Source organism: Corallococcus sp. RDP092CA, assembly GCF_041903675.1.
Taxonomy (GTDB): domain Bacteria; phylum Myxococcota; class Myxococcia; order Myxococcales; family Myxococcaceae; genus Corallococcus.
The window spans coordinates 20,154-46,694 of record NZ_JAYESI010000017.1; the positions used below are offsets into that span (position 1 = coordinate 20,154).

The following is a 26,541-nucleotide window of genomic DNA, read 5'->3' on the forward strand; positions in this document are numbered from 1 at the left end:
CCCCGGGCAATCATGCAAAACCCGTCAAACGGCGGGAATTATTGGCTTTCTTGCTCGCCAACCGAGGAAGCGTTGTCCGCCGACGGATCCGCGGACTCAGCATCCTCCGCGGCCTCCGGCTTGCTGCCCGCAGGGGGCGCCGCGGGGGCCTCGGGGAGGGCCTTCGCGCGCTCCACGCCGGCGCTGTCGTTGAGCTGCGTGTAGAGGGCGATGGCCTTGTCGCGCTGCTGCAGCTCCTCCGCGAGCTGCGCGGCGCGGGGCAGGTGCTCCCCACCGAGCTTCTCGTAGAGGGGCAGCGCCTTGTCCTTGCGGCCCGCCTGCATCCACGTCTCCGCGGCGGCGGTGACGTCGCCCAGCAGCTCCAGCCACCGGGCGCGGCCGGCGGGCTTCTGCTCCTGTTCGGCGCGGGCCAGCTCGCGCTTCGCGAGCTCCTTCGCCTCGTCCTCCAGGGTGAGCCGCTGCATGAAGTGGAACGCCTTCGGGGGAGGCAGGGGGCTCAGCACCTCCACCGCCTCGCGCCGCTGGCCCACGGCCACCAGCAGGGTCGCCGCGCCCAGCCGGTCACCGCGCTCCACCAGGGCCTTCACCTCCATGCCCCGGATGCGGTTGGCGCTGGCCATGTCCCGGGCGCGCTCGTACGCCTTGCGCGCCAGGGTCAGCTTGTTCGCGCGCTCGTACGCGAGGGCCGCCTGGTCGAACTGCCGCGCGCGCTCATAGAGGCGGGCGACGTTCTCGAAGTCGGCCTTGGCGACGTAGTGCTCCATGAGCAGCTCGTACGCGCCGGCCTTCTCCAGCGTGGAGCCGATCTGCTCCGCGGGCAGCGTGCCCACGAGGCGGCGGGCCGCGTCGTTGTCCTGGCCGGACAGCGCCGTGCGCAGCGCGCTCTTCAGGTCACCGCCCGCCTCGAACAAGCGGGTGGCATCCGCGAAGCTGTTGTTGCGCTCGTGCAGGCGCGCCGCGTCGCGCGTGCGGCCCATGCCCTCCAACTGCGTCGCCTGCTCCTTCCAGTCGCCCGTCAGCTCCGGCATCGGCGCGCGCTCGGGGCGCTCACCCCGCGGAGGACGCTCGGCCCGGGGAGGACGCTCGCGCCGCTCACCGGCCGCGCCCCGCTCCGGACGCTCGCCCCGGGGAGGACGCTCACCGCGCTCACCCCGGTCCCGGCGCTCGCCGCGCTCCGGGCGGTCACCGCGCGGAGGACGCTCGGCGCGCTCCTCGCGTGCCGGGGCCGCGGGCTCCGGCGTCGGCTCACGGCCGCTCAGGGTGAAGGCCGCCTGGGAGCGGTCCGCGTCGCCCGCGGCGCGCCAGACGCGGCCCACCAGCGACATCACGTCCACCCAGCCGTCGTACTTCTCCTTCGCCGGGTCCACGGCCGGCTTCGCGGGGGCGGCCTCGGCGGGCGCGCCTCCTTCGGCGGCAGCACCCTCTGCGGGAGCAGCGCCCTCTGCGGGAGCAGCACCCTCTGCGGGAGCAGCGCCCTCGGCCGGAGCAGCGCCCTCGGTGGCCGGAGCCTCCGCGGGAGCGGCTTCGGTGGTGGCGCTTGCTTCCGGCGCGGCGGCTTCCGCGCCCGCTTCCGGCTGGGCCGGCTTGGGCTGCCGCTGCACGCGCAGGAGCGTGGTGATGAGACGGCCACGCGTGTTGAGGTCCAGGTCCTCCAGCGACTTGAGGTTCATGGTCCGCAGCGAGCGGACGATGGACTCCAGCGGACCCTTCTCCGCGGCGAAGTCGTTCTTGGAGAGCGCCTTCTCCAGGACGCTCAGCTCGGCGATGACGCGCTGGCCGGGCCCCACCGGGCCCGCATCGCGATCACGGCCCCGGCCTTCACCCCGACCGCGCCCTTCTCCCCGGCCACCACCAGGACCGCCACGACCTCCGAAGCCTCCCGGTCCGTCACGACGGGGCCCCTGGCCCGGCGCGCCCCCGTTCGGACCGCGTCCACCCGGACGCGATCCACCGCTTCCATTCTCCTGAGCCACGTCAATCTCCCGCTAGAACGCGTAGCGAATGTTGGGCGCCACCGCGAACCCGAAGGCGCCCTTGGAGGCGAGGTAGTTCCCCACGACCTCCAGCCCCACTGAGAAGTGGCGCAGCCGCGTGTAGTACTCCACTCCGGGCCCGGCAAACACAAGAATGTCGGAATCAGGGAGGAGCTTCTTGGGAGAGAACATCGCGTAGCCCACGCCAGCGCGGGCGTAGATCCAGGTGCGCTTGACCTCCTGGCTGTCGGCGAAGCCCACCAGGCGGGCGCGCAGCACGGCGCCGGGCACCAGCATGGTGAAGTCACCGGACGCGGCGCCCTGCGAGTAGCCCACGTATTCTGCGCCCGCGCGGTTGGCGGAGCCCATGAAGAAGACGCCCAGCGACAGGCGCTCGCCCAGGTCCACGCCCAGCTCCACCTGGGCCATCTGGCCGGACGAGAAGGGCCGCGGGCCGCTGTCCGCGGGCGGGTTGGTGATCCACGAGGGACCGCCGTACACGCCGAAGTACACACCGCGCTCGACCTCGTTGAAGGTCACCGCGGGCCGGTCCTTCATCGCGTTGGAGCCAGCGCTGGGAGTGTCCTGGGCGCCCGCCATCGCGGGAAGGAGGAACGCGGCGCACAGGGCAAGAGGAGCAAGGACTTTCTGCATGGAAGGCGGCCTGGTGGGGGGCAGGCCTCCCGCGGGGGCGGGAGGTTGAAGTGAAGAAGCGGGCCGCCCTGTCTCCAGGGCCGCCCGCGACGACGACAGTGGTGTTGATTCTACGTCAGTCACCGGCCTGCTTGAAGATGAACGGGTAGGTGACGATCACGGAGCCTCCACCCTTGGGCTCCGGGAACTTCCAGGTGCGCACGCGGCCGGCCACGCAGGTCTCCAGGTCCGAGTTGCCCGCCGTGGACTGCGCGACGTTGGACGTGGCCACCGAGCCGTTGGCGCTGATGATGAACTTCACGGACACCTTGCCGCCCAGCTTCGGGAAGCGGTTGAGCAGGCTCTCGTAGCAGTAGCGGATCTGCCCGCGGTTGCGCTGGATGACCTGGCGGATGAGCTCCTTGTCCAGCGAGCCCATGACCTCCGGATCCGACGAGGTGATGCCCACGTCCACGCTCTGCTTGCCGCCGAGCGTGCCCACGCCGGTGCCGTAGGTGCCGCTGCCGCCGCCACGGCCCTTGGTGCCGATGCCGCCGATGCCGATGCTGTCACCGGTGCCACCGCCGCCGCCGCCGCTGCCGCGCAGCCCCAGGCCGCCGAAGCCGCCCGCGTCGCCCGCCTTGGCGCCGAACATGTTGCCCATGGCGCTCTTGAGCTCACCGCCCAGGCCGGACTTGCCGAAGATGGTGGAGATGCCGCCCTTGCCGCCGCCGAAGATCTTCGCGGTGAGGGCGCGCGCCTCGTCCTTCTTGTTCGGGTCGCCCTTGGGCGCGGTGCGGTTGTTGGTCTTGGGCGCGTCCTTCTTGCCCATCTGACCTTCGTCGCCGCGGGACTTCTGGGCCATCTCGCCCGACTTCTTCTCCTTCTGCTGGTTCAGCTTCTCCAGGAACTTGTTCTTCTGGGTCTCCGGAGGCTTGATGATCAGCTTCGCGATGCGCGCGTCGTTGCCCGCGAGCTCATCCGCGTACTCGTCCCCCTCCCCCGAGCGGTTCATGGAGTGGATGACGAACGCGGTGGCGATGAAGAACATCACCAGGAAGATGTTGAGCGCCGTGTAGTCGATGTTCTCGCCCACCGGCACGACGACGCGCTTGGGCACCGGCTGGAACTGCGCCTCCAGCGTGAGGCCGCCCAGGTCCACCCAGACGAAGTCGTCCGCCTCCAGCGTGAGGCCGTAGGCGTCGCCGTCCTGGGACGCCTTGCCGGACTCCATCACCGCTTCCAGGTCCAGCGTCTCGCCCTTGCGGGTGAGCTCGCCCTTCATCTTGCGCGCGAAGCGCACGGTGAAGGACTGGCCGTCGGTGCGCAGCACCTCGAACGTGGGGCCGCCCAGCCTGGCGTCGCCCATCACGAAGTCCACGCCCTTGGCGCTGCCCACCGTGAAGGCCTTCTTCGCGCCAGGGGGCACGAAGAACTCGCCCACGCGCTGGTCGCCCCAGAGCAGGCGCAGCGACACGCCCTGCGGGCCGTTGGACTTCGTCTTGCGCACGGTGCGCACGCGCGGCGCGGCCTCCCGCTCCTCGGGCGCGTCGTCCTCCACGGGGGCGGCCCTGGGGGCCCGGGCGGGCGCCACGGCGTTCTTCTGCGTGGGCGCGACGGACGGATCCAGCGCGGCGACGGGCGCCGGCGACGGCGTCGCGGCGGGCGCGGCCGCCACGGGGGCGGGCGCGGCGGCGGCCTGCGCGATGGCCTCGGCGGGGGCCACCGGCGCGACCGTGGCGTTCTTGTCCGTGGGCGCGTCCGCCGTGGCGACGGCGGCGGCCAGGTTCACCGCGGCGACGGCGGCCGGGTTCTCCAGGCGGATGGTGGTGCCGCCCACGCGCACCTCGTCACCGAAGGAGACCTGCCCCTTGTTGACGCGCTTGCCGTTGACGTAGGTGCCCTCGACGCTGCCCATGTCGATGATGGACATGGTGCCGTCGGCGGCGACCTCGATGACGGAGTGGATGCGGCTGACCTTGTCGTCCTCCAGGCACAGGTGCGCGGAGGAGAGACGTCCAATCTTGATGATGTCGCGCTCGTAGTCCTTGGAGGCGACCAGCGTGTCGCCCTTGAAGACCTTGAGTGTCAGGGGTACGGCCATGGAGGGCTCCCGGTAGGCTTTGGCGCTCTTGGACAACGGTGCCGGCGGAAGGTTCCCGCCGCCGGTTCAATCCGTGGTGGGGGGACTACAGCTCACCCACGGACTGCATCACCTTGTCCTCGAAGTCTTCGCGGATGCGGATGAGGTTCGAGTGCTTCACGGTCTTGCGCGCCTCGACGTACTCGCCATCCGGCTTCGTGAGGTCACCCTCGATGGTGTCGTCCTCGAAGTCGATGTTGGTCGTCTTCTGCATCTTCGCGCCACCACCCTCACCCTTGCCGCCCTCGTCCTGGGCGAAGGCCGGGGCCACCGACAGCGTCACGCACAGCATCAGCCACGTCCGCATCCTGCCTCCACGTGGGGCCTTCCCTTGGCCCACTGGTGTTTCCGCATGGTGGGCCCCCGCGCCTGAGGCGCGAGGGGCTCACAAGGTTCGCATCATCCCGAGCCGCGCCGCCAGCGTGAACCCACTGGCGGGCGTCTCCCACATCACAGCAGGTCGTCCGTGGGCTCGTCCGAGTCCACCGGGGCTGCATTCTTCTGGGCAGGGGCCGTCTGCGTGCCCCCCGCGGGGGTGGCCGCCGGCTGCTGCGCGCCCGAGGCGGAGGCCGGCGTGGCCTGCGACTCGGGGGTGGTGCCGGACGCGGGCGTCGCGCCACCCGGCGGCGTCTGGCCCTTCTGCTTCGCCTCCTCCGCCTTCATCGCGGCCTGCTGCTGCGCCTGGAGCGCCTCCATCTGCTTGGCCTGCGCCTCCGCGGCCTGCGCCTCGCGCTTGGCCTGCACGATGCTCTCCGCCTCGCGCATGAGGCCGAAGACGGGCGACTCCGCGTTGAGCGCGACCTCGCCGCCGGCGAGCGCGATGTACTTCTTGTAGAGCTCCACCGCGCGCTCGGGGGCGTCCTTCACCTTGTGCAGGATGATGCCGCGGTTGAGGTACGTGGCGCCCAGGTCGGGGTTGAGCTTCTCCGCCTCGTCGTACTCCTGCATGGCCTTGTCGTACTGGCCCTGGCCCTTGAGCGCGATGCCCAGGTCCACGTGCGCGGCGGCGTTCTTGCCATCCGCCTGCAGGATGCGGCGCAGGTGCTCCTCCGCGCCGGGGAAGTCCTCGGCACCGAGCGCCAGCTGGGCCAGCTCCACGTGCGCGGGCACGTAGTCCGCCTTCGCCTCCAGGGCGCTCTTGAACTGCAGGCGCGCGCCCTCGGTGTCGCCTTCCTTGAGGAGGATGAGGCCCACGGCCTGGTGCAGCTCCGGATCCGCGCCGTCCAGCTTCACCGCGCGCAGCGCGACCAGCTTCGCCATGGCCAGCTGCTTGCGGTCCAGGTAGCTGCGGATCATCACCTTGAGGGCGTTGGTGTTCATCGGGTCGCGCATGAGCGCGGCGCGAGACAGCTCCATCGCCTTGTCGTGGTCGTTGTTCTGCCGGTAGATCTCCGCGAGGCGCGCGCGCGAGCCCGCGTCGTCCGGGTAGCGCGTGAGCACGTCCTGGTAGAGCGCCACCGCGCCGGCCACGTCGCCGCTGTTCTGCTTCATGATGGCCAGGTTGTCGGAGGCCTGGCGCAGGGACGGCTTCTTGGTGAGCGCGGACGCGTAGCGGGCCTTGGCCTCGTCGGCCTTGCCCATGCGCTCGGCGATGACGCCCAGGTTGTACTCGGCCTCCGCCAGGTTCTGGTCCGCCTCCAGGGCGGCCTTGAACTTGCGCTCCAGCGACGGGTAGTCGAACGCCTTGGCCTTCTTCTGCGCGTCGAAGGACTTCACCGCGTCATCGAACAGCAGCATGGCGCGGTTGGAGATGGACACCGGCCCCGTGGGGGCGGCCACGGGCTTGGCGACGGGCGCCGGGGCCGCCTGCTTCGTGGTGGAGCAGCCGACAGCGGTCAGCGCCAGCGTGGCCAGCAGGAGGGGGCGGAACGGATGCATGCGGCGATTCATTAGAGGAAGTCCTCCGGCTCCTGATCATCAACGGTCTTCTTGGGGGCGCCGTCCTTGGACGCGGCGGCGGGCTTGGCGACCTCGGACTCGGTCTGCTGACGAAGCGCGTTGGTCAGCGCGGACAGGTCCTCGTTGAGCGCCTCGCTCCTGGCCTGCTTCTCCGGTTCCACCTTGGTGACCGGGGGCGGGATGTCCTGCACGGCGGCCAGCAGGTCGCCGCCCAGCACCAGCTCCTTGTTCTTCAGCGCGAGCCTCTCCTCCAGCACCTCCGGGTAGCGGTCCGGCGCGTAGGTGGTGCGGAGGATCTTCAGGCTCGCCGCGGCGCAGTCGTTGAACACGCCCAGCTCGCGGCTCTTGGCCACCGCGCTGGAGAAGGCCTCCGTGGCCTTGTCCTTGAGCGGCTGGGCCTGGTTGGCGAACTCGTCGCGCAGGGCCTGCTGCGACTCCTCGTCCAGGCCGCGCGGCATGGGCGCGTTCACGACGAGCTCCGCCATGTGGTCATACGCGAGGCCGATGCGCTGCAGCGCGCAGATGGCCGGCTCCGGGGCGCCCAGGGCCACGGTCTGCACGTACTTCTTCTGCACCACCTCCAGCGCGCGGCCCTTGTCCGCCAGCGAGCCCTTGAAGCGCTCCGGCGACGGCGGCACACCCCAGTACAGCTTCAGGCGCTTGAACTCATGCCAGTCCGGCTCGATGGCCAGCAGGTTCGCCTGCGCGGCGGCGGCGAGCGCCGGCTTCTCCAGCGCGGTCTGCTGACGGCGGGGCAGCTGGTCGAAGTACTCGAAGATGCGCTTGTTCATGCGCGACACGTCGCGCGTCTTCTTCATCTTCTCGTAGATGCCGACGATGCGGCCCTCGGCCATGAGGAACTTGCTGGAGGAGCGCATGTTGTCGCGCTCGTATTCCTCCAGGAGCTTGATGGCCTTCATGTACGCGCCCTGCTTCACGTGCAGGTCCACGATGGACAGGAAGACGTCCTCGGAGTCCTTCGACTTGGGCCACAGCTCGATGTAGTGCTCGCGGTTCTTGAGCGCGGCCTTCAGCTGGCCCAGGCCCTCGCGGTAGGTGGCCGCGTTGAACAGGGCGATCTGCGCCTTGGACTCGTCCCACTTCTGCACCACCGCGGGCTTCGCGGGCGCGTCGTCGTTGGAGGCCTGCTTCGCGCGGCCCTTGGCCTTGCCCTTCGCCTTGGCCCTGGCCTTCGCCGCCGGGGCGCCGCCCTTCTCGCTCAGGTTGCGCTCGTAGCCGCGCACGTAGAGCTCGTAGGTGCTCGCGGCCTCCTCGAAGTCACCGATGGCCTCCAGCGCCTCCGCGTTCGCGTAGATGGAGTCCGGCACGTACTTGGACCGGGGGTACTCGGCGAACAGGCGCTTGCGGACCTCGATGGCCTTGTCCAGGCTCTTCGCCTTGTAATAGTCGACGGACGCGTTGTAGAGCGCCAGGTCCGCGATCTCCGTCTGCGGGAAGTCGTGGACGAAGTTCAGGTACGCCTCGGCCGCCTTGGAGAACTCCTTCTTCTCCTCCAGCTGGCTGACCAGCTTGAACGACGACTGCTCAATCAGCTTCGCCAGGTCGTCGCGGAACTTGCCGGTGGCCAGCTTGTCGTTGGCGTAGAAGCGGCGGGCCCACTCGTTGACCTTCGCGAAGTCGCCCAGCAGGTTGTACGAGTCCAGGATGAGGTTGGCGGCGATCTCCGCCGCGCGCTGGCCGTCCTCGAACTTGTACTCGGGGTAGCCGAGCGCGATCTCGGAGAAGCGCAGCACCGCCTCGTCGAAGTGGTTGTGGCGGTAGTAGATGTTCGCCGCCTTGAAGGCGATCTCCACGCGCTTGTCGCCCTTGGGGACGTACTTGAGGTAGCGCTCGCACGCGTCGAGCAGCGACTTCTTCAGCGCGGGGATGGCGATCTTCTTCTGGATGTCCGTGCCGGCGGACTCGGACTTGGCCTCGCCGCGCGCCTCCGCCGCCTTGACGACCTCGTCATAGGCGAGCACGGCGTTGTAGGCGGCGTTGGTCAGCCACTTGCCCGGCTTGCCCGGCTTGGGCTTGCCCTTGTCGTCCTTGGCCTCCAGCACCTTGGCGTCCTGGAGGACGACGAGCGTGTAGTTGGCGGCGGCCTTGTCGAAGTTCTGGAGGTTGTCGTTGAGGAGCTCCGCCCAGAAGAAGCGCAGGTCGTACGCCTTGGGGTTCTCCGGGAAGAGCGTGAGGTAGTCGCTGTAGACGGCGTCCGCGTACTTGAAGGTCTCCTCGTTGCGCGTCTTCTTGCCCTCGTTGTGCCAGGTGACGGCGAGGTTGGAGAGCGTGCGCTCGGACAGCTCCTTCGCCTCCGCGAGCGCCTTCTTGTCCTTGTCGTCCTTGATGACGCCGGAGGACTCGACGTCCTTCATGATCTTCACGAGCCGGCGCACCTGGGCCACGGTGCGCTCCTTGTTGCCCATGCGCAGGATGCAGTCGACGATCTTGCCCTGGAAGCCCGGGGCCTCCGGCGACAGCGGCTTCTCCTTGATCAGCGAGTTGAAGGTGATGGCCGCTTCGCGGTCCTTGCCGTCGCCGTAGTAGAGGTTGGCCAGCTGCTTCATCATCGTGAAGCGGTCTTCCGGGTTGGTGGCCACCTTGCCGAAGTCCGCGCGGGCCTGCGTCACGTCACCCTCGCGGGCGAACGCGCGCACGTAGTCGCCGCGCGCTTCACGCACCAGCGAGCCCTTGGCCTTGGCCTTGCCGTCCTTCTCCACGGCGGCGGCGCCGGCCAGCTCGCCGTAGAGGACCACGGTCTTGAACTTGTCCTTCGCGGGCTCGTACTCGCCCATGTTGAAGTAGCACCAGCCCTGCTTGTAGAGGGCGAAGGCGTAGACCTGGTTCTCGGGGAACTCGGCGGCCTTCTTGTACGCGGCGAGGGCCTTCTCCAGCTCCGGGCGCTTGCCCTTGGAGTTGTTGAAGTAGTACTCGCCGAAGGCGAAGTACGCGTCCGGGATGTACTTGGACTGCGGGTACTTCTCCACCAGGCGCTTGAACGCGACGAGCGCCTTCTTGTCCTGGCCGTCCTCCATCAGGTACTGGCCGAGGAAGAAGAGCACCTCGTCCGTGCGCTCGAACTTCGGGTACTCCTGGACGATCTTCGTGTACTGCTCGACGGCGTACTTGCCGTTCTCCTTCACCTTCGCCATCAGCTCCGCCTTCTCCGCCTTGGCCCGCTGCTGGCCCGCGGCGTCGTTGCGGTTCATGGCGACGATGAGCTCGTCGTCCTTCCGGTTGGCCTCGAAGAAGAAGAACTTCGACTCCTCCCAGTAGAGCTCGCCCAGGCGGAACAGCAGGCTGGGCGCCTCCTTCTGATCAGGCGACAGCGAGATGATCTTCTTCAGCGATTCGATCTGTTCGCGGCGCTTGGAGGCGACTTGCAGCTCCACGCCCAGGCGGAACTGATCATATTGAAGCGCGGGGGCGGCCTGCTGGGCTTCCTTCGGGCGCGTGATGTCGCCAGCGAGGGACTTGTCCACGACGGTGGTGGACTTCTTGCCCAGGTCAGCGTCGCGCAGTGCTTTCTTCTCCTGGGCCGAAGCCATGGAAGTCAGGAGAACGAGGCAAACGAGTAGCGAGCGGCGCATGGTCTTCCTAGGAGCGGGGAACCGGCGTTCGCGGATGCCTGCTTGCTTGGCAAGTGTCCGGGAATCTTCGGGAATTTCCATGAGGGGAGCCGTACTATGCGCGGTTTGCGCAAGGCGGGTCAACTCAGACGACGGGACGTTAGCTCCGTCGGATAGCAGGCGGGAAAACTTCAATTCCGCTGTGTTTTCGGGGCCCCTCCAGCGAGCGACAGGAAGGTTGCACCGCGCGCCCCACCGGGTATGGGAGGCTGGCGGCCGTTCGTCTGGCCGCCCAGCCTGGAGCCGCTGTCGGATCATGAGTCTTCTGCCGGAGAGCGCCAGCTTCGAGGAGTTGGTGCAGGACTACTTCCTCGCGGTGCGCGGCGCGGGCCTGATGTTGTCCGCGTTGGACACCGAGCTCGTCACCGCGTGGGCGCGGGAGGGCGTGCCCTTCGAGGTCGTGGCGCGCGGCATCTCGCGTTCGGCGGAGAAGGCGCTGTGGGACGCGCGGCCCGGCGAGCCGGTGCTGCGCTCGCTGCGCGCGTGCCGGCGCCAGGTGGAGACGGAGATCCGCAAGTACCGCGACCTGTCCGCGGGCCAGGGCGAGGAGGCGCGTCCCTCCTCGAAGAAGCGCCCGGCCCGTTCGTGGGAGGAGGTGCGGCACGCGCGGCTGTGCGCGGCGCTGCGGGCGCTGACGGAGCGCGAGGCCGCGCTGGCGCCGCGGGTGCACCGGATGCTGGACACGGTGCTCGCGTGCGTGCCGAGCGAGCCCGCGGCCATGGATCATCAAGAGGCGTGGGCGCTGATGGCGCTCTTGCGCGCCCTGCCCTTCGCGGAGCGACGCACGGTGTGGCGCGATGCGCGCACCGGTGAACAGCAGCTGATGACGGCCCGCGCGCGGCGCGTGGCCCGGCGCTTCCGGCTCCAGGCGGCCGTCAGACGGCGGCTGGACATGAAGGAGACCTGAGGGGTTGTCCCCCCTTCGCCCGCCTGAACGGACGGCCAGTGAGCTGACGGCCAGGGGGGACGGTGTTATGGCTGGGCGCGATGGCTGCCAAGGCGAACGGCGAGGCGTGTGGGCAGTGCGGCGGGCGGACGTACCTCATCGAGCGGCGCGGAGAGCTCGCGACCGCGCGGGTGTGTCCGTGCGCGGTGGACTGCCCGATGTGCGGTGGACGCGGGCACAGGCTGGTGCAGAAGGAAGGCACCTTCAGCGCGAAGGTGGGCCCCCGGACGTATGAGGTGCTGGAGCCGTGCGTGTGCACGCTCCGGCGCACGCGCGTGGCGCTCTACAACGACGTGCAGATGCCGGGCGTCATGGCGCACGCGTCGTTCGACAACTACCGGCCCTTCAACGAGGCGCAGGACCGCGGCCGCGGCGTGGCGACGCACTTCGCCCATCAGTACGTGAAGGGCGCCACCAACAAGGGCTTCGTGCTGAGCGGGCCGGTGGGCACGGGCAAGACGCACCTCGTCGCGGCGACGCTCGGGCACCTGGTGCTGGAGATGGGCGTCAAGGCCCGCTACGTGGAGATCTCGCTCCTCTACGCGACCATCCGGCGCGGCTTCCAGGACGGCAAGAGCGGCGGGGAGATCATCGGGCCGCTGTCGGAGGTGGAGGTCCTCGCCATCGACGAGCTGGGCAAGGGCCGCGGCAGCCCCTTCGAGATGGAGACCCTCGATGAGCTGATCGCCCGGCGCTACAACGCGGGGCGCACGACGCTCTTCGCCACGAACTACTCGCTGGAGCCGGAGCGCAAGGGCGCGCGCAGCAGCGCGCCCTCGGGCTACCGCGCCACGGACGACGCGCGGGCCGCCATGAAGGACGCGGAGCTGCTGCGCGAGCGCGTGGGCGAGCGCATCTACAGCCGCCTCTGCGAGATGTGCACCTTCGTGGAGCTGCCGCGCGACACCCCGGACCGGCGGCGCACGCGGCAGGAGATGGACGCGCCGCCACCGCTCGGCGGCATGCGCGGCCCGGGCCGTTGATCAGCGCTGGATGGCGCGCACGAGCGAGTTGCCCGCGTCCGCCACGTAGAGGGTGCCGTCCGGCCCCACCGCGAGCCCGGCGGGCAGCACCAGCTGGGCCTCCCTGCCCGGGCCGTCCTCCGCGCCGTAGCGGCCGCTGCCCGCGAGCGTGGTCAGCTTCTCCGGCTCGCCGGCCGCGTTGAAGGTGAGCCGGCGCACGCGGTAGTTGCCGGGGTCGGAGATGGCGAGCGAGCCGTCCGGCAGCAGCGCCAGGCCCAGGTACGGCAGCAGCTGCCCCTCCTTCGGATCGCCGTCGCGGAAGCCGGGCGTGGAGCCCGCCATCACGGTGGTGACGCCGTCGCGCACGCGCACCACGCGCGCCATGCCGCTCTCCACGACATAGACGGAGCCATCCCGCGCCTGCGCCACCGCGGAGGGCCGGTAGAGCCAGTCGCCCGGGAGCGTCGTCACCGGGTTGCCGGGCGTCACCATGTCGATGCGGCGGATGACGCTGTTGTTCAGGTCCGCGACGAGCAGCGCCGTGCCGTCCGGCGTGAAGGACAGGCCCGCCGGCTGGTTGAAGGCCGCCGACAGCGCGGGACCGTCCTGGTAGCCCCAGGTGGTGCCCGCGAACACCTCCGCCTTGCCCTCCGGGGAGATGCGGCGGATGAGCGCGTTCTCGGTGTCGGCCACGTAGATGTTCCCCAGCGCGTCCGCGGCGATGCCCATGGGGCCCGAGAGGTTGTCGAGCACCGTGCGGAGCTTCCCGTCCGGCGACACGCGCTTCACCGTGTTGCCCAGCGCGTCCGCCACCGCCCAGCCGCCATCCGGCAGCACCGCGACCGCGAGGGGAGCGCCCAGTTCGTCCGGCGCCACCTTCACGCCCGCATGGCTGCGCTTGCCGGGCTGTCCCGCCACTGTCGTCACGGACGCGGCGAACGGCCCCACCCGGGGTGGCGCGGCCGGCGGCTGGAACTTCACCAGGTCGCTCGGCGGCCTCCGGCCCAGCGCCTTGTAGAGCACGTTGGCCACGATGCGGCCCGCGCGCGGATCCGCCACGCGGTCCCCCACTCCGGCCAGCTTCTGCACGAAGTCGATGCCGCCCGCGGAGAAGACATACGCGTCGCCCTGCTTGCGCACCACCATGTGCGAGAAGCCGAAGCCTCCCTGGAGCGACAGCGCGGGAGACTCCGCGAGCACGTCCACGCCGGACGGCTGGCGGCCGTTGGACACCAGCTGATCCATCTCGTAGCCGTTCGCCATCCACAGCGTGTCCCCGGCCTTCAGGCCCGTGCCGCTGAAGGCCCAGTGGTCTGGATTCGTGATGACGGTGGGGAAGGGCCACTGGTGCCAGCGCGCGGCGAACTGCACGCCCAACAGCGCGTTCTCCGGACGGGGCGCGGGCAGGTCGCGGAACTTCACCGTCTTGCGCTGATCCTTGTACGGCTCCTCGGGCGCGCCCTTGTAGCAGGTCACGACGCGGCGCGGGCGGCCGTCGGCGGCGGGCTCCGAGCGCACCTGCCAGTACGCGTTGTTCGCGCCCAGGTTGAGGATGGACCGCCCTTCCGACAACGCGCGGTCCGCGAAGTCGCGCTGCCTGGACGTCCAGTACTCGTCGTGGCCGGACATCACGAAGACCTTCGCGCCACGCAGGAAGTCGTAGCGCTCGTCCATGTCCTCGTCGGTGAAGTAGCCCACGTCCAGGTCCTGGGACTCCAGCCACATGACGAGGCTCAGGTCGTCCGTCATCAGGTGCCCGGCGCCCTGGCCCCGGTAGTAGGGCCGGTCGTAGGAGGACTGGAAGGCGCGGGAGACGCCGTGCGCCTTCATCACGCCGTTCTGGTCATCGTAGAGGCTGGTGCCGCCCCAGGTGTTGTACGCCGCCCAGGTGGCGGTGGGGATGAGCACCGCCACCTCCGACCGGGGATTCGCGTCCCGCACGAAGAAGGGCACGTAGCGCGACGGCCGATCGTCGCGCACGAGCTTCACCACGTACACGCCCCGCACCCAGTCCTCCCCGATGGGGATCTCCAGCGTGGGGGACCAGGTGCAGGCGATGACGCCCGTCGCCGGATCCGCCGGACAGTCCGCCTGCCGGGTGCCCCGCACCGGGCCTCCGCGCGCGACCTCGCGGGCGCCGACGCCGCCGTAGTAGCCCAGGCGGTAGACGAACCAGCTGAACTCGCGCGCCTCGGAGAGGGACACCGCCACGCGCAGCGACTCGCCCTGCGTCAGGGTGGCCTTGAGGGCGTAGCCTTCAATCTCCCGGCTGTTGGCGTTCTTGTCGATGCGCCAGCCCGTGGTGCCCTTCTTCTGGTTCTCCTGGTGGACGGCGTCCGGCTTTCGCGCGGGCAGCGCGCTGCCGCCGTCGGGCAGCGTGCCCGCGTCCGGCTCGTCGTCGGGGCTGCCCGCGTCGTATTCGGGAGCGACGAGGCCGCCGTCTGGAGCGACGACGCCCGCATCGTCATCATGGGTCAGGGGTGGCTCATCGTGGCGGTCGCCCGGAGGAGGCGTGCCGGGCGCCGGACCGGAGTCCTCGCACCCCGCCGCGCCCATCACCAGGAGCGCGAGCACCACCCCCAGCCCCATCCAGCGACGCCCGTCTCCCATGCCACGCCTCCCAGGTGTTCAGGACCCGAGGGTAGGCATGGACTTCAGGGAGGGAAGCGCCCTGCCCGGACCGGGAACGGCCGTGCACCACGCGATGTCGACCTGTCCCCAGGGACAGCCCGCAAGTCCTCGGATCAACAGAGGTCGCGGAAGCGCGGCGCGTGTCAGCTACCGAGCAGTTCCCGGTGCAGCCGGGCGGTGAGGGTCTTCAAGTGGGCCTTGTCCACCAGGAGGGTCACCTGGAGCGGCGAGGTGCTCACGGCGTGCACCCGGGCGGACAGGGCCTCGGCGGCGGAGAGCGCCTTGCGCAGCGGCACCCAGTCCGCGTTGAGGCCCACGCCCACGCAGGTGACGGTGCCCCAGCCGTCCCGCCACTCCACGCCCGCGCCGAAGCGCGTGGACAGCTCGCGCTGGAGCGCCTCCGGCCCGTGGAGGTCCGCGAGCGGCACCGCGAGGAACGTGCGCCCCGGCGCGCCCGGCAGCCCGTCATGGGCGAGCGTGCGGCCCCGCACGGCGCGCGCGTCCAGGAACTCCAGCAGCTCCTGGAGGGGCACGGTGGGGTGGGCGACGAGCACCGCCATCTCCACGTCCGCCGTCACGCCCTTCACGCGGCTGTCGGTGGGCACGGCGAGCTCCTGCACGCTGGTGCCGGTGCCCTGGCCGTGCGCGGTGCGCGCGAGGATGGTGATGCCGCGCGCCTTGGCCCACTCCACCGCCTGGGCGTTGAGCACCCTGGCGCCGGCGCTCGCCAGCTCCTGCATCTCGTCGTAGCTCAGCGACTCCAGCTTGCGCGCGTCCGGCACGATGCGCGGATCCGCGCTGAAGACGCCGTCCACGTCCGAGTAGATTTCACACGCCTCCGCGTCCAGCGCCGCCGCCAGCGCCACCGCGGTGGTGTCGGAGCCGCCGCGCCCCAGCGTCGTGACCTCCTTCTTGTACGAGACGCCCTGGTAGCCCGCGACGATGACGACCTTGCCGTGCGCCAGCTCGTCCTGGATGCGGTAGGGCCGCACCTCCACGATGCGGGCCTGGGCATGCGCGTCGTTGGTGATGATGCCGCTCTGGCTCCCGGTGAAGCTGATGGCCGGCACGCCCTGCTCCTGGAGCGCCATGGACAAGAGCGCCATGGAGATGCGCTCGCCGCAGGTGAGGAGCATGTCCAGCTCGCGCCGGGGCGGGTCCTGGGACACGCTCTTGGCGAGCGACAGCAGGTCATCCGTGGTGTCGCCCATGGCGCTCACGACGACGACGACCTGATAACCCGCGTCCCGCTTCTGCTTCACGCGGCGCGCGACCTTGCCGAGCTTCTCCGCGTCAGCGACCGATGAGCCGCCGTACTTCTGCACCACGATTGGCATCCACGCCTCGCTTCCAGGGCAGTGTAGAGTTCACCCCCGCGCATGCCAATCACCGAGAAGCCCATCATCGAGGTGCGCAACCTCACCCGGCGCTATCGCGATCGCGTGGCCATCGAGGACCTCTCCTTCACGGTGGGTGAGGGGGAGCTCCTGGGCTTCCTGGGGCCCAACGGCGCGGGCAAGTCCACCACGATGAAGATCCTCACCGGCTTCCTGCCCCCCTCCGAGGGCAGCGCGAAGGTCGCGGGCTTCGACGTGTCCACGCACCCGATGGAGGTCAAGCGGCGCATCGGCTACCTGCCGGAGACGCCGCCGCTGTATCCGGAGCTGACGGTGCACGGCTACCTGGCGTTCGTGGCCTCGCTCAAGCAGGTGCCCGGCCGCGCGGTGAAGGCGGAGGTGGAGCGGGTGGCGGGGCTCACCGGCGTGAGCGACGTGCTGGGCCGCGTGCTCCAGAACCTGTCCAAGGGCTACCAGCAGCGCGTGGGCATCGCGCAGGCGCTGCTCGGCTCGCCGCCGGTGCTCATCCTCGACGAGCCCACCGAAGGGTTGGACCCCGCGCAGCGCGCGGACCTGCGCGCGTTGATCCGCGGCCTCAAGGGCCGGCACACGGTGCTGCTGTCCACGCACATCCTCCCGGAGGTCACGGTGACGTGCGAGAAGGTCCTCATCCTCCACCAGGGACGCGTGGTGGCCCATGACGCCATCGACCAGCTGGCGAAGGCCCAGGGCCAGGCCGAGCACGCGTCGTTGGAAGAAGTCTTCATCAAGCTGACCGCCGCCTGAACAGGAGCCTCCAGCGCATGCGCACCGCCCTGGCCATCGCTCGCAAGGAGCTGGCCGTCGCCTTCACCACCCCGTGGGCCTACGCCGTGTTCACGGCGATGGGGGCGCTGTCGTCCTTCTTCTTCGTCAGCCTGCTGGAGCAGTTCCAGCAGGTGCAGGCCCTGGCGCGCGAGCACGGCTGGAGCCGGCTGCCGCCGGACTCCATCGTCTACCGCAACCTCACCGACGGCGTGGTGGTGCAGCTGTGGGGCGTGGTGCTGATCATCACGCTCTTCGTCGCGCCCTTCCTGTCCATGCGGCTGTTCGCGGAGGAGAAGCGCCAGAAGACGTTCGCGCTGCTGCTCACCACGCCGGTGCGGCCGGTGGACATCGTGCTGGGCAAGTACCTGGGCGGCCTGGGCCTCATCTTCGTCACGCTGGGGCTGACGCTGGTGTTCCCGGTGCTCCTGTCCGTGGTGGGCTCCGGCCCGTCGGGTTCGGCGCTGGAGTGGCCCACGGTGCTCCTGGGCTACGGCGCGGTGCTCCTGTGGGGCGCGACCTGCATGGCGGTGGGGCTGTTCATCTCCGCGCTGACGGAGAGCCAGATGCTGGCGGCGTTCCTCACCTTCACGGTGCTGCTGCCGTGGATGCTCCTGCGCGGCGTGGCCCAGTCCACCGCGGAGCCGCTGCGCTCGTTCCTCTCCTACCTGTCCTTCGATACGCAGTTGCAGGGGATGCTCCAGGGCGTCCTGGAGGTGCAGGCCCTGGTGTTCTTCGCGTCCGTCATCTTGTTCTCGCTGCTGCTCACCCACCGCGCGGTGGAAGCGCAGCGCTACGCGTGACCATGAGAGCGAATCACGTCACCCGGGTGCTGGGCGCCTTCGGCCTGCTGCTCCTCCTGTCCAGCCCCTTCACGCTGTTCCTCACCTCCGGCAGCGTCGCGCTCGCGGCGGGCAAGGCGGTGCTGGGCGCGGCGATGCTCGCGGCCTATGTCGTCTCGCACCGGCGGGAGCTGGGACGCTCCGGGACCCGCCGCACGGGGCGCTTCCTCGCGTCCTCCGCGCTCACCCTGCTGGCGGTGCTGGGCGTGCTGGTGGCGCTCAACGTCCTCGCGTTCCGCAAGAACCAGCGGTGGGACCTGACGCGGGAGCGCATCTTCTCGCTCGCGCCGCAGACGGTGCAGACGCTGGCGGGCTTGAAGGAGAAGGCCCACGCGCTGGCGCTCGTCCCTCCCACGCATGCGTCGTATGGCGAGCTGGAGGAGCTGTTCCGTCGCTACCGCGAGGCGGCGCCGGAGACCTTCGACTACGCCTTCGTGGATCCGCGCCGCGAGCCGTCCCTGGCCGCGAGGTATCAGCTCAAGGAAGGACAGACGCTGGTCGTCGTGTCCCGGGGCGAGGGCGATGCCGCGCCCCACACCGCCCTGCCCGTCCCTTCCGAGCAGGAGCTGACCAACGCCCTCATCCAGCTGAGCGCGACAGGCGCGCTGAAGGTGTACTTCCTCGAAGGGCACGGTGAGTGGTCACTGGACACACCCGGTGACGGGCTGGTGGAGCTCCGGCGCCAGCTGCTGCGCGAGGGCTACCGCCCCGAGCCGCTCAACCTCCTGGGCCGCAAGGAGGTGCCGCGCGACGCGGGGCTGCTGGTCATCGCGGGCGCGAAGCAGGACTACACGGCGCCGGAGGTGGCGGCCCTGCGCGAGTACCTGGGCGAAGGCGGCCGGCTGCTCTACTTCACCGACGCGAACACCGAGGACGGGCTGGGCCTGCTCCTCGCGGACTACGGCGTGCAGGTGGACGCGGGCGTGGCGGCGGATCCGCAGTTCAACTCCGGCAACCCGTTCGTCCTCGTGTCGAACTTCTACGGCAAGCACGCCATCACGCGCCCGTTGCAGGAGCGCGGCTTCAACGTGCAGCTGCCCACGGCGCGCAGCTTCACGCTCGTCCGCGAGGGCTTCCTGCTGCCCGGCGTGACGGTGGAGCCCGTGCTGCTGAGCTCGCCCTATGCGTGGGTGGAGTCGACGCCCCTGGAGGACGCCACGCCGTCCAGCGGCGAGAAGATGGGGCAGCTCACGCTCGTGGCGGCCGCGTCCCGGGACACGCGCGCGGCGGAGCACAAGCGCTTCGACGAGGCGCGGCTGGTGGCGATAGGCGAGTCGGAGCTGCTGCTGGATCCGAACTGGGGCTACGAGGCCAACCGCAACCTGGTGATGAACACCCTGGGCTGGGCGTCCCATCAGGTGGAGAAGATCACCCTGCGGCCCCCCGACCGTGAGACGTCCACGCTGGAGCTCACCGAGGACCAGATGCGGGCCCTGCGCTTCGTGTCCACCGACCTGCTGCCCCTGTCGCTGCTGGGCGTGGGGCTCGCGGTCTGGCTGTCGAGGAGGAGCCGGTGAGGACCTCCACGGTCGTGTTGCTGGGGATGATGGCGGCGGGCTGTTCGCGCGACGCGGAGAAGCCTCCAGCGCCACCGAAGCTCTTCGCGACGGAGCCCGCCGGGCCGCGGCAGGGCACGGCCCCGGAGCCATCGCCCGTCTTCACGCACCTGACGGTCAAGGCGCACGGCGCCACCACGGAGCTGGAGCGGACGCCGGACGGCTGGCGGCTCGTGTCGCCCGTGGAGGCGAAGGCGGATCCATATGCCGTGGAGGCCCTGGTGCAGCAGCTCACCTCGGCGAAGCTCAAGGCCACCGTCAACGCGTCGCCGACGGACGCGGACCTGAAGAAGTATGGGCTCACGTCTCCGACATTCACCGTCACGGCGAAGGCGTACCTCCCGGACGCGAACGGCGAGGGCGCGGAGGAGCCCTCCCGCCAGCGCACGGTGACGCTGGCAGGGGGTGATGAGAACCCCTTCGACGGCTCCGTCTACGTGCGCCGCGAAGGCGACGCGGCCGTGTACGCGGCGGACGGGGCCGTGCGGTACTCGCTGGATAAGGGCCCCTTCGAGCTGCGCGCCAAGGAGTTCCTGGGGCCGCTGGACCTCGCGTCGCTCCAGTCCATCGAGGTCACGGCGAAGGACCACGCCTATGTGCTGACACGCGAGGCGGACGGCAGGTCGTGGCGGATGGACAAGCCGGAGCCGACCCGCGCCAACGCCAGCCGGCTTGCGGACCTGCTCAAGACCTTCGCGGGACATCAGGCCCTGTCGTTCCCGCAGGACACCGCCGCCACCCGGAAGGCCCTGGGGTTGGACTCGCCCGTCGTGGACGCGCGCTTCGCTCCGGCCTCCGGTGAGCCCATCCGCGTCCGGCTGGGTCAGGTGACTCGCGACGGTGCGCCGGTGGTTCATGCGCTGCGCGAACAGGGCTCGCGGTCCACGCTGGCGGAGGTGGAGGCCCGCGCGCTGGCGACGCTCGACGTGGGCGCGCAGGAGCTGAAGGACCGGCGCGTGCTGTCGTTCCCGCGCGACGCCGTGCGGCGCTTGGAGCTCTTCCCCGGGGGCAAGGCGGCTCCGGTGGTGGTGACTCGCGGCGCCGCGAGCAGCGACGCGTGGCAGGTGGAGGGCCCCGACGGCGGACCCGCCCTGCACTTCCGCGTGGTGAAGCTCCTGGGCCGGTTGGAGTCGCTGAAGGCCGCCGCGTTCGGCGAGCCGAAGGTGAAGCGCTGGGAGCGCTACGGCATCCGCGACGCGTCGCGAGGCGTCGTGCTGCGCGATGGGGACGGACGCGAGCTGGCCCGGTTGTGGCTGGGCGACGCCGTGCCGGACACGGAGGACCGGCTCTATGCTAGGGGCTCCGGGCCGGACCTGGTGGAGGTGTCCATGGGCGCGGTGGCGGACCTGCCCACGCGCGCCTCGGAGCTCCAGGAGGCGCCGCCCGACGCGGCGGACGGCGGGGCTCCCGCGCCCTGAAGCGGCGCTACACCTCCAGCAGGGCGAAGCGCTGCTCGGGCGTGAACTTGGTGAGCAGCGGCATCGCGACGTTGAACACCGGGATGCCGCTCTTCGTCTTGCCCTCGAGCGCGCCGTGGTGCGCGTGGCCGTGGAAGACGTAGGCCGCGCCATAGTGGTCGATGGGCATCGACAGGCGGCTCGTCCCCAGGAAGGGGCGGATCTCGATGTTCTCCCCCTCCAGCGTGTCCGGGATGGGGGCGTAGTGCATGATCACGACCTTCTTCGGCGTGTCCAGGTGGCTGAGCGCGGCCTCCAGCTTGAGCGACTCCGTGACGGCCTCCTGCACGAAGGCCTTCGTCTGTCCCTCGCCGAACGCCTGCAGCGTCGCGTTGCCGAAGCCGCCCCCGAAGCCCTTCACCCCCGCGACGCCCAGCACCTTCTCGAAGATGAAGTGGTCCCCGTCGAGGATGTGCACGCCCACCTTGGAGAGCTCCGCGCTGATCTCCTTCACCTGTCCGTGCTCGTAGTCGTGGTTGCCCAGCACGGCGGCGCAGGGGACGCGCAAGGCCGAGAGCTCCTCGGACAGCACCTTGCCCTCCTCGATCATCCCCCGGTCCGTCAGGTCCCCGCACAAGAGCAGCACGTCCGCCGACGCGTTCACCTGCTTGATGAGCTGACGGAACCGCCCGTGCTGGTCATCCCGGCAGTGCAGATCACCGACCGCTGCCAGCCGAATCTTCGAGCTCGGATCTCGCGCCACGGGTCTCCCCCTCGGGTCTGTCCTGTTCGTCCCACGCCCTGCCGTCCCCAAAGCCCCAGTGGTGGATGTCCACGTGATAGTTCACCTTGGACACGAGGTTGCCCCGGCACAAGCGCTCCTCCCAGCGACCGTCGCGCACCGTCTGGAGCGTGCGGCTCATCAGCTCCGTCATCACGTAGTTGGGCACGATGTCGCGCTCGCTGGGGTAGGCGAAGCGGAACATCATCAGGTGGCTGAGCAGCACCTCCCAGTAGCGGTCGAAGCGCCGGAGGATGCGGTCCCAGTCCATCTCCCGCCCCGCCTTGAGGATGAGGTGGTTGATGTCCGCGCCGTCGTAGCGCTCGCGCTCGGTGACGAAGGCCTTGGACCAGATCATCTCCTCGGCCGGCGCGATGAGGCACTCGTAGCCGAAGATGGTGGCCTTCCTGGCGTTCGTGAACCACTCGTCGTCCACCGTCGCCACGCCGTTGCCGGAGGAGAAGATGAAGTCGACGAAGTAGTCACCCTTGTAGGCCTTGTAGAGCCAGACCTCGTCCGGACGCTCCGTGCGCCAGCCATCCTTCTCCAGCACCTCCAGGGCGCGGATGGCGTCCCGCTTGCGCGGGAACAGGTCCAGGTCCTTGGTGTCGCGGTAGATGCCGGTATAGGTGGCGTAGGCATACGCCCCGCCCACCACGAACGGCACCCCGGCCTCATGCAGCAGACCGACGGCTCTGGCGCGGGCGTTGATCTCGTCCGGCGCACGCTCCCGCTCGGCCAGCGTGGCGTCCGTACCCATCTCACCGGGATGGTTCGGGTGTCGTTTTTCCATGGGCGAAAGGTAGGGATGGCCCATTTCGGCCGTCGGGCAGCCGGGCGCGGGCGGCCGGGGAGCAGCCAGCCAGACGCCAAGCACCTGGTTTCACAGTGCTTTTCCACGACGAGCGAGCGCCTTTTCTGTTTTCTGCCCGGCCTGTGTCCATAGGGGCGGATTCCCTGCCGCACGGCCCGCGACGACGGGCCCAGAAAGGACACCCGACCATGCTGCGCAAGAGCCTGCTGTGTGCCTCCCTGCTGTTCGTGGGCTGCAACGACGCCCAGAGCAATGACGCGGACACGTTCCGTGACGGCCTGCCCTCCAAGGAGATGACGCAGGTGCAGGCGCCGAAGGCGAAGGGCCAGGGCCTGACGGCGGCCGGCCCCTCCGCGCAGTACGGCCAGGGGCAGAAGGCGGAGTACTACCAGGCGACGGTGGACGCCACGGTGGCGGTGAACGGCGGCACGCTGTGGGTGCTCAACCTCATCGAGCAGATCGCCAAGTATCCGCCGACGACGCTGGAGGAGAACAAGGCGGTGTGGGGCCCGAGCACGGAGGCGCTGAGCCCCACCACCTGGCGGCTGACGGTGACGAAGTCGGGAGAGGCGTCGTTCTCCTGGGTGCTGGAGGGCAAGGCGAAGGCGGAGGAGGACAGCGCCTTCCGGGCGGTGCTGTCCGGCACGCAACAGGTGGCGGTGGACGCGGACGGCGAGCGCGTGAAGGGCTACGGCTCCGGCGAGCTGTTCATCGACTGGGACGCGGCGCACACCCTGCCGGACGCCGACGACCACGTGGGCACGGTGGAGATCCGCTACGCGCGCCCGAGCGCCTCGGCGGAGGCCACGGTGGACGCGGACTTCCACCAGGTGCGTGACGAGAACGACTCCAGCAAGCGCGTGGACGGGACCTACCACTACAAGGCGTCCGCGACGGCGGGCGGCGAGTTCGAGTTCGCGACGTACCACGACATCGACAACGGCGACCCGCTGCGCGCGAAGCTGGAGAAGCTGTCCATCAAGAGCCGCTGGGCGGCGACGGGCGCGGGCCGCGCGGACATCCAGGTGACGGGGGGCGACCTGGCAGGCGAGGCCACGCTGAACGAGTGCTGGGACACGAGCTTCCTCAGCACCTACTTCCGCGTCAGCCTGGACCCGCGGCTGGGCTACGGCGAGGCGGAGGTGGCCTGCGGCGGGTTCACGACGGCGGTGTACTCGTCGCTGTGAGCCGGCTCGCGGTAGGCTTGCGCCGCGCGTGACCGGACCGACCCCGCTGGCCCTGAAGGTGGTGCCTCCCCGTCCCAACGAGGACCGGCGGGCCGTCCTGCGCGAGCTCTATGTGAAGTACGGCGGCAGCGTGCGTGAGCGCTGCCGCTACCTGCTGAAGGACGCGAGCCGGGCGGAGGACGCGATGCACGACGTCTTCGCCCGCGCGCTCGCGCACGGGGACTCGTTCCGGGCGGAGGCGTCGCCGCTGACGTGGCTGATGAAGATCGCCACGCACCACTGCCTCAACCAGCTGCGCTCGGAGGGGGCGGCGTGGCGGAGGTGGTTCGCGCGGGACGAGGCGGCCCGCTCGGAGGGCCACGGCGGCGCGGAGGCGATGGAGACGCGCGACCTGGTGCGCAGGCTGCTGGCCCGGGTGGACGCGGAGACGCAGGCGGCGGCGATCCACTACCACGTGGACGGGATGACCCTGGAAGAGGTGGCCGCGGTGCTGGGGCGCTCGGTGCCCACGGTGCGCAAGCGGCTGGAGCACTTCGCGGAGCTGGGTGGAGAGGAGCTGAGCGTCCGATGAGCGCGCACGAGTCGAGCTGGACATTGCGCCGCCTCCACGCCGGCGAGCTGCCCGCCCCGGAGGCAGACCGCGCCCGGGGGCACGCGGAGGCATGCGAGGCGTGCGGCGCGGCGCTCCGGTCCTTCGCGGACGCGCAGGCCGCCTTCGAGGCGGAGGTGCCCTTCGAGCGCTTCGAGGCCGGCGTGGAGCGGGCCCGCGCGGGACGGGAGCCGAAGGCACCGGCGACGCGCGCGCAGTGGGTCCGGCCGCTGATGGCGGTGGCGGCGTCCGTGGGGGTGCTGGTGCTGGCGCGCCCGCTGCTGGAGACCGGCGGGAGGACGGAGCCGGTCCAGCCGCCCGTCGCGGGCAACCGCCTCAAGGGCGGCGCGAGCGCGGAGCTGCGGATTGGCGGCGGTGTGGGGCCGCAGCGGGTGGCGAGCGCGGAGGCACCGGAGGCCCTGCGACCCGGCGAGCGCGTGCGGCTGGGCTACACGGCGGACGCGTACCGCTACGTGGCGGCGCTGTCGGTGGATGCGCGGGGAGAGGTGACGCCGCTGTATCCGGAGTCCGGGGACAGCCTGGCGGTGGAGTCGGGCGCGGGACAGCACTGGCTGCCGGAGAGCGTGGAGTTCACCGGCGCGGGAGCGGAGCGCGTGGTGCTGGTGCTGACGGACGCGCCCGTGTCCATGGAGGTGCTGAGCGACGCGGCCCGGAAGGCCTTCGCCGCGGCGGGCCGGGACGTCACGCGCATGGCTCCATTGGACGTGGCGGGCGCGCAGACGCAGTGGACCTTGCTGAAGCCATGAGCGACGGCCCCTCGAGACAGGTGCTCGCGCCCGTGGCGGGCTGGGCGCGGGCCCTCGGCTCCGCGGTGCGGGCGTCGATTCCCGCGCTCGTGCTGGCCTCCACCGCCGCGCACGCGGACCCCCTGCACCGCTTCGCGCTCATCGCGGGCAACGACACCGGCGGCGCGGACACGCGGCCCCTGAGCTACGCGCGAGACGACGCGCGCAAGATGCACGACCTGCTCACGCGGCTGGGCGGCGTGTCCCCGTCCGACGCGAAGCTCCTCCTGAACGACGACGCGAAGGGCTTCCTCGTCGCCCTGTCGGAGCTGGAGCAGCGGGCCCGCGCGGCCCAGGCTCGCGGCGAGCGAACCGCGCTGTTCGTCTACTACTCCGGCCACGCGAAGGACGGCGCGCTGCGGCTGGGCGACTCGCGGCTCGCCTTCGACGCGCTCAAGCGCCGGCTGGCCGACGCGCCCGTGGACATCCGCATCGCCATCCTCGACTCCTGCCGCTCCGGCGCGCTCACGCGCACCAAGGGCGCACGCAAGGCCCCCGCCTTCGACGTGGAGTCCGGCGCGGCGCGCGACGCGCGAGGCGTCGTCATCCTCACCTCCAGCGCCGCGGACGAGGACTCGCAGGAGTCGGACGCGCTGGGCGGCAGCTACTTCTCCCACCACCTGGCCAGCGGCCTCCTGGGCGACGCGGACCGCAGCGGCGACGGACGCGTGACGCTCTTCGAGGCGTATTCACACGCCTACGCCCGCACCGTCGCGGACACGGCCGACAGCAGCGCGGGCCCCCAGCACCCCACGTTCAGCTACGACCTCGCGGGCAACGGCGACCTGGTCCTCACCGACCTGCGCGCGAGCGCCGAGGGCCTGGTCGTCCCCGGCAACGCCCCCGCGGGCTCCTACTACTTCGTGGATCCGGGCGGCCTCGTGGTCGCGGAGCTGGACAAGGCCGCGGACACCGAGCGCCGCGTGGCGCTGGCGCCCGGCACCTACCGCGTGAAGCGCCGGCTCAGCGACCGGCTGCGCATCGGCGAGGTGGAGGTCGCGCGCGGCCGGACCACCATCCTCCAGGAGCCGCGCTTCCAGGACGCGCCCTTCTCCGACGACCCGGTGAAGGGCGCCCCGCGCGACCGGGGCGCCTGGTGGGCCTTCGGCCTCACCGGCGGCTTCCAGTCCTTCTTCGACGCCCGGACACGCGAGTCCCTCTTCCTCTCCGTGCCCCTCCTCGGCGCGGAGGCCGAGCTGCACGACTACTTCCGCCGCGACTGGGTCTGGGGCTTCGACGCGGCGGTGGGCGGCACCAACGGCGTGCTGACGCTGCCCACACTGGAGGGCCCCGCGTACCGCTACTCCGTGGTGAACGTGGGCACCAGCCTCACCGCCGAATGGCCCGTGGGCCGCTTCGCGCCGTTCGTGGGCGTGCGCGTCGCGTACCTCCTCATGGGCCGCAAGTTCGACGACGGGGCGTTCCCGGACCAGCGCTACGCCATGGTGTCGCCGGGCCTCGCGACCGGCGCGCGCTTCCAGCTCTCGCGCCACCTGAACCTCACCGCGAGGACCCGCCTGCAGTACCTCCAATACACCGTCGACGCGCAGCGCTCCCTGGGGTTCTGGGAGCTGGCCGCGCTCCTCACGTACGAGCCATGAGGGAGCCCGTG

20 protein-coding genes are annotated in these 26,541 nt (G+C 70.6%); 10 read left to right on the forward strand and 10 right to left on the reverse strand.

Annotated features, from left to right (window positions below; all coding sequences use genetic code 11):
* Positions 1-38: 38 nt before the first annotated feature.
* From U8525_RS19145 to U8525_RS19170, 6 genes are all read right to left on the reverse strand, one after another.
* The gene (locus tag U8525_RS19145) at positions 39-1,787 is read right to left on the reverse strand and encodes a tetratricopeptide repeat protein (RefSeq protein ID WP_374267702.1); all 1,749 of its coding nucleotides are present in this window, start codon (positions 1,785-1,787) and stop codon (positions 39-41) included.
* 198 nt (positions 1,788-1,985) lie between these two features.
* Positions 1,986-2,627: an adventurous gliding motility protein CglE gene (gene cglE / locus U8525_RS19150; protein ID WP_374267703.1), complete on the reverse strand. Its 642-nt coding sequence runs from the start codon at positions 2,625-2,627 to the stop codon at positions 1,986-1,988.
* A 115-nt stretch (positions 2,628-2,742) separates the two neighbouring features.
* Positions 2,743-4,710, reverse strand: coding sequence for an adventurous gliding motility protein GltG (gene gltG, locus U8525_RS19155; RefSeq protein WP_374267704.1), 1,968 nt, complete (start codon positions 4,708-4,710; stop codon positions 2,743-2,745).
* Positions 4,711-4,795: 85 nt separating this feature from the next.
* Positions 4,796-5,056, reverse strand: coding sequence for an adventurous gliding motility protein CglF (cglF, locus tag U8525_RS19160; RefSeq protein WP_374267705.1), 261 nt, complete (start codon positions 5,054-5,056; stop codon positions 4,796-4,798).
* A 143-nt stretch (positions 5,057-5,199) separates the two neighbouring features.
* Positions 5,200-6,639 (reverse strand): adventurous gliding motility TPR repeat lipoprotein GltE, encoded by a 1,440-nt coding sequence (gltE, locus tag U8525_RS19165; protein WP_374267706.1) that lies wholly within the window; start codon positions 6,637-6,639, stop codon positions 5,200-5,202.
* Positions 6,639-10,238 (reverse strand): tol-pal system YbgF family protein, encoded by a 3,600-nt coding sequence (locus tag U8525_RS19170; RefSeq protein ID WP_374267707.1) that lies wholly within the window; start codon positions 10,236-10,238, stop codon positions 6,639-6,641. Before U8525_RS19170 ends, gltE begins: the two co-directional genes overlap by 1 nt.
* A 295-nt stretch (positions 10,239-10,533) precedes the next feature.
* On the opposite strand from U8525_RS19170, the gene U8525_RS19175 reads away from it, so the two are divergent.
* The gene (locus tag U8525_RS19175; RefSeq protein WP_374267708.1) at positions 10,534-11,184 is read left to right on the forward strand and encodes a hypothetical protein; all 651 of its coding nucleotides are present in this window, start codon (positions 10,534-10,536) and stop codon (positions 11,182-11,184) included.
* An 80-nt stretch (positions 11,185-11,264) separates the two neighbouring features.
* Positions 11,265-12,206: an ATP-binding protein gene (locus tag U8525_RS19180; protein ID WP_374267709.1), complete on the forward strand. Its 942-nt coding sequence runs from the start codon at positions 11,265-11,267 to the stop codon at positions 12,204-12,206.
* Here U8525_RS19180 and U8525_RS19185 read toward each other — a convergent pair whose 3' ends face one another.
* Positions 12,207-14,795, reverse strand: coding sequence for a N,N-dimethylformamidase beta subunit family domain-containing protein (locus U8525_RS19185; protein ID WP_374267710.1), 2,589 nt, complete (start codon positions 14,793-14,795; stop codon positions 12,207-12,209).
* 164 nt (positions 14,796-14,959) lie between these two features.
* Positions 14,960-16,153, reverse strand: a complete 1,194-nt coding sequence (locus U8525_RS19190; RefSeq protein ID WP_374267711.1) for an aspartate kinase — start codon at positions 16,151-16,153, stop codon at positions 14,960-14,962.
* 42 nt (positions 16,154-16,195) lie between these two features.
* On the opposite strand from U8525_RS19190, the gene U8525_RS19195 reads away from it, so the two are divergent.
* The 4 genes from U8525_RS19195 to U8525_RS19210 are packed head-to-tail and all read left to right on the forward strand — an operon-like array spanning position 16,196 to position 20,773.
* Positions 16,196-16,939, forward strand: a complete 744-nt coding sequence (locus U8525_RS19195) for an ABC transporter ATP-binding protein (RefSeq protein WP_374267712.1) — start codon at positions 16,196-16,198, stop codon at positions 16,937-16,939.
* A 17-nt stretch (positions 16,940-16,956) separates the two neighbouring features.
* On the forward strand, positions 16,957-17,760 hold the full coding sequence (locus U8525_RS19200) for an ABC transporter permease (protein ID WP_374267713.1): 804 nt from the start codon (positions 16,957-16,959) through the stop codon (positions 17,758-17,760).
* 2 nt (positions 17,761-17,762) lie between these two features.
* Positions 17,763-19,316, forward strand: a complete 1,554-nt coding sequence (locus U8525_RS19205; RefSeq protein ID WP_374267715.1) for a GldG family protein — start codon at positions 17,763-17,765, stop codon at positions 19,314-19,316.
* Positions 19,313-20,773: a DUF4340 domain-containing protein gene (locus U8525_RS19210; protein WP_374267716.1), complete on the forward strand. Its 1,461-nt coding sequence runs from the start codon at positions 19,313-19,315 to the stop codon at positions 20,771-20,773. Before U8525_RS19205 ends, U8525_RS19210 begins: the two co-directional genes overlap by 4 nt.
* A 7-nt stretch (positions 20,774-20,780) precedes the next feature.
* Here the strand turns inward: U8525_RS19210 and U8525_RS19215 are convergent, their stop codons facing one another.
* Together U8525_RS19215 and U8525_RS19220 are read right to left on the reverse strand one after the other, a co-directional pair.
* Positions 20,781-21,485, reverse strand: a complete 705-nt coding sequence (locus tag U8525_RS19215; RefSeq protein WP_374267835.1) for a metallophosphoesterase — start codon at positions 21,483-21,485, stop codon at positions 20,781-20,783.
* Positions 21,469-22,293 carry a nucleotidyltransferase gene (locus U8525_RS19220; protein WP_374267717.1) on the reverse strand — a complete coding sequence of 275 codons (825 nt, stop codon included), beginning with the start codon at positions 22,291-22,293 and terminating at the stop codon, positions 21,469-21,471. The genes U8525_RS19215 and U8525_RS19220 overlap by 17 nt, the downstream gene beginning before the upstream one ends.
* Before the next feature lie 242 nt (positions 22,294-22,535).
* Here U8525_RS19220 and U8525_RS19225 point away from each other — a divergent pair, with 242 nt between their 5' ends.
* From U8525_RS19225 to U8525_RS19240, 4 genes are read left to right on the forward strand one after another with little or no spacing between them, the layout of a single operon-like run.
* The gene (locus U8525_RS19225) at positions 22,536-23,534 is read left to right on the forward strand and encodes a hypothetical protein (protein ID WP_374267718.1); all 999 of its coding nucleotides are present in this window, start codon (positions 22,536-22,538) and stop codon (positions 23,532-23,534) included.
* Positions 23,535-23,562: 28 nt separating this feature from the next.
* Positions 23,563-24,105 (forward strand): RNA polymerase sigma factor, encoded by a 543-nt coding sequence (locus U8525_RS19230; RefSeq protein WP_374267719.1) that lies wholly within the window; start codon positions 23,563-23,565, stop codon positions 24,103-24,105.
* Positions 24,102-24,890 carry an ACP synthase gene (locus U8525_RS19235; protein WP_374267720.1) on the forward strand — a complete coding sequence of 263 codons (789 nt, stop codon included), beginning with the start codon at positions 24,102-24,104 and terminating at the stop codon, positions 24,888-24,890. Before U8525_RS19230 ends, U8525_RS19235 begins: the two co-directional genes overlap by 4 nt.
* Entirely contained in the window at positions 24,887-26,530 is a 1,644-nt protein-coding gene (locus tag U8525_RS19240) for a caspase domain-containing protein (protein WP_374267721.1), read from the forward strand. Before U8525_RS19235 ends, U8525_RS19240 begins: the two co-directional genes overlap by 4 nt.
* The last annotated feature ends 11 nt before the right edge of the window (positions 26,531-26,541 follow it).

What these genes read in the sequence shown, in the direction of transcription:
- U8525_RS19195 (WP_374267712.1), top strand. Translation starts at nt 16,196, where the DNA reads ATGCCAATCACCGAGAAGCCCATCATCGAGGTGCGCAACCTCACCCGG.
- U8525_RS19185 (WP_374267710.1), bottom strand. Translation starts at nt 14,795, where the DNA reads ATGGGAGACGGGCGTCGCTGGATGGGGCTGGGGGTGGTGCTCGCGCTC.
- U8525_RS19175 (WP_374267708.1), top strand. Translation starts at nt 10,534, where the DNA reads ATGAGTCTTCTGCCGGAGAGCGCCAGCTTCGAGGAGTTGGTGCAGGAC.
- U8525_RS19240 (WP_374267721.1), top strand. Translation starts at nt 24,887, where the DNA reads ATGAGCGACGGCCCCTCGAGACAGGTGCTCGCGCCCGTGGCGGGCTGG.
- U8525_RS19225 (WP_374267718.1), top strand. Translation starts at nt 22,536, where the DNA reads ATGCTGCGCAAGAGCCTGCTGTGTGCCTCCCTGCTGTTCGTGGGCTGC.
- cglF (WP_374267705.1), bottom strand. Translation starts at nt 5,056, where the DNA reads ATGCGGACGTGGCTGATGCTGTGCGTGACGCTGTCGGTGGCCCCGGCC.
- U8525_RS19220 (WP_374267717.1), bottom strand. Translation starts at nt 22,293, where the DNA reads ATGGGTACGGACGCCACGCTGGCCGAGCGGGAGCGTGCGCCGGACGAG.
- gltE (WP_374267706.1), bottom strand. Translation starts at nt 6,639, where the DNA reads ATGAATCGCCGCATGCATCCGTTCCGCCCCCTCCTGCTGGCCACGCTG.
- U8525_RS19200 (WP_374267713.1), top strand. Translation starts at nt 16,957, where the DNA reads ATGCGCACCGCCCTGGCCATCGCTCGCAAGGAGCTGGCCGTCGCCTTC.
- cglE (WP_374267703.1), bottom strand. Translation starts at nt 2,627, where the DNA reads ATGCAGAAAGTCCTTGCTCCTCTTGCCCTGTGCGCCGCGTTCCTCCTT.
- U8525_RS19235 (WP_374267720.1), top strand. Translation starts at nt 24,102, where the DNA reads ATGAGCGCGCACGAGTCGAGCTGGACATTGCGCCGCCTCCACGCCGGC.
- U8525_RS19190 (WP_374267711.1), bottom strand. Translation starts at nt 16,153, where the DNA reads ATGCCAATCGTGGTGCAGAAGTACGGCGGCTCATCGGTCGCTGACGCG.
- U8525_RS19170 (WP_374267707.1), bottom strand. Translation starts at nt 10,238, where the DNA reads ATGCGCCGCTCGCTACTCGTTTGCCTCGTTCTCCTGACTTCCATGGCT.
- U8525_RS19180 (WP_374267709.1), top strand. Translation starts at nt 11,265, where the DNA reads ATGGCTGCCAAGGCGAACGGCGAGGCGTGTGGGCAGTGCGGCGGGCGG.
- gltG (WP_374267704.1), bottom strand. Translation starts at nt 4,710, where the DNA reads ATGGCCGTACCCCTGACACTCAAGGTCTTCAAGGGCGACACGCTGGTC.
- U8525_RS19205 (WP_374267715.1), top strand. Translation starts at nt 17,763, where the DNA reads ATGAGAGCGAATCACGTCACCCGGGTGCTGGGCGCCTTCGGCCTGCTG.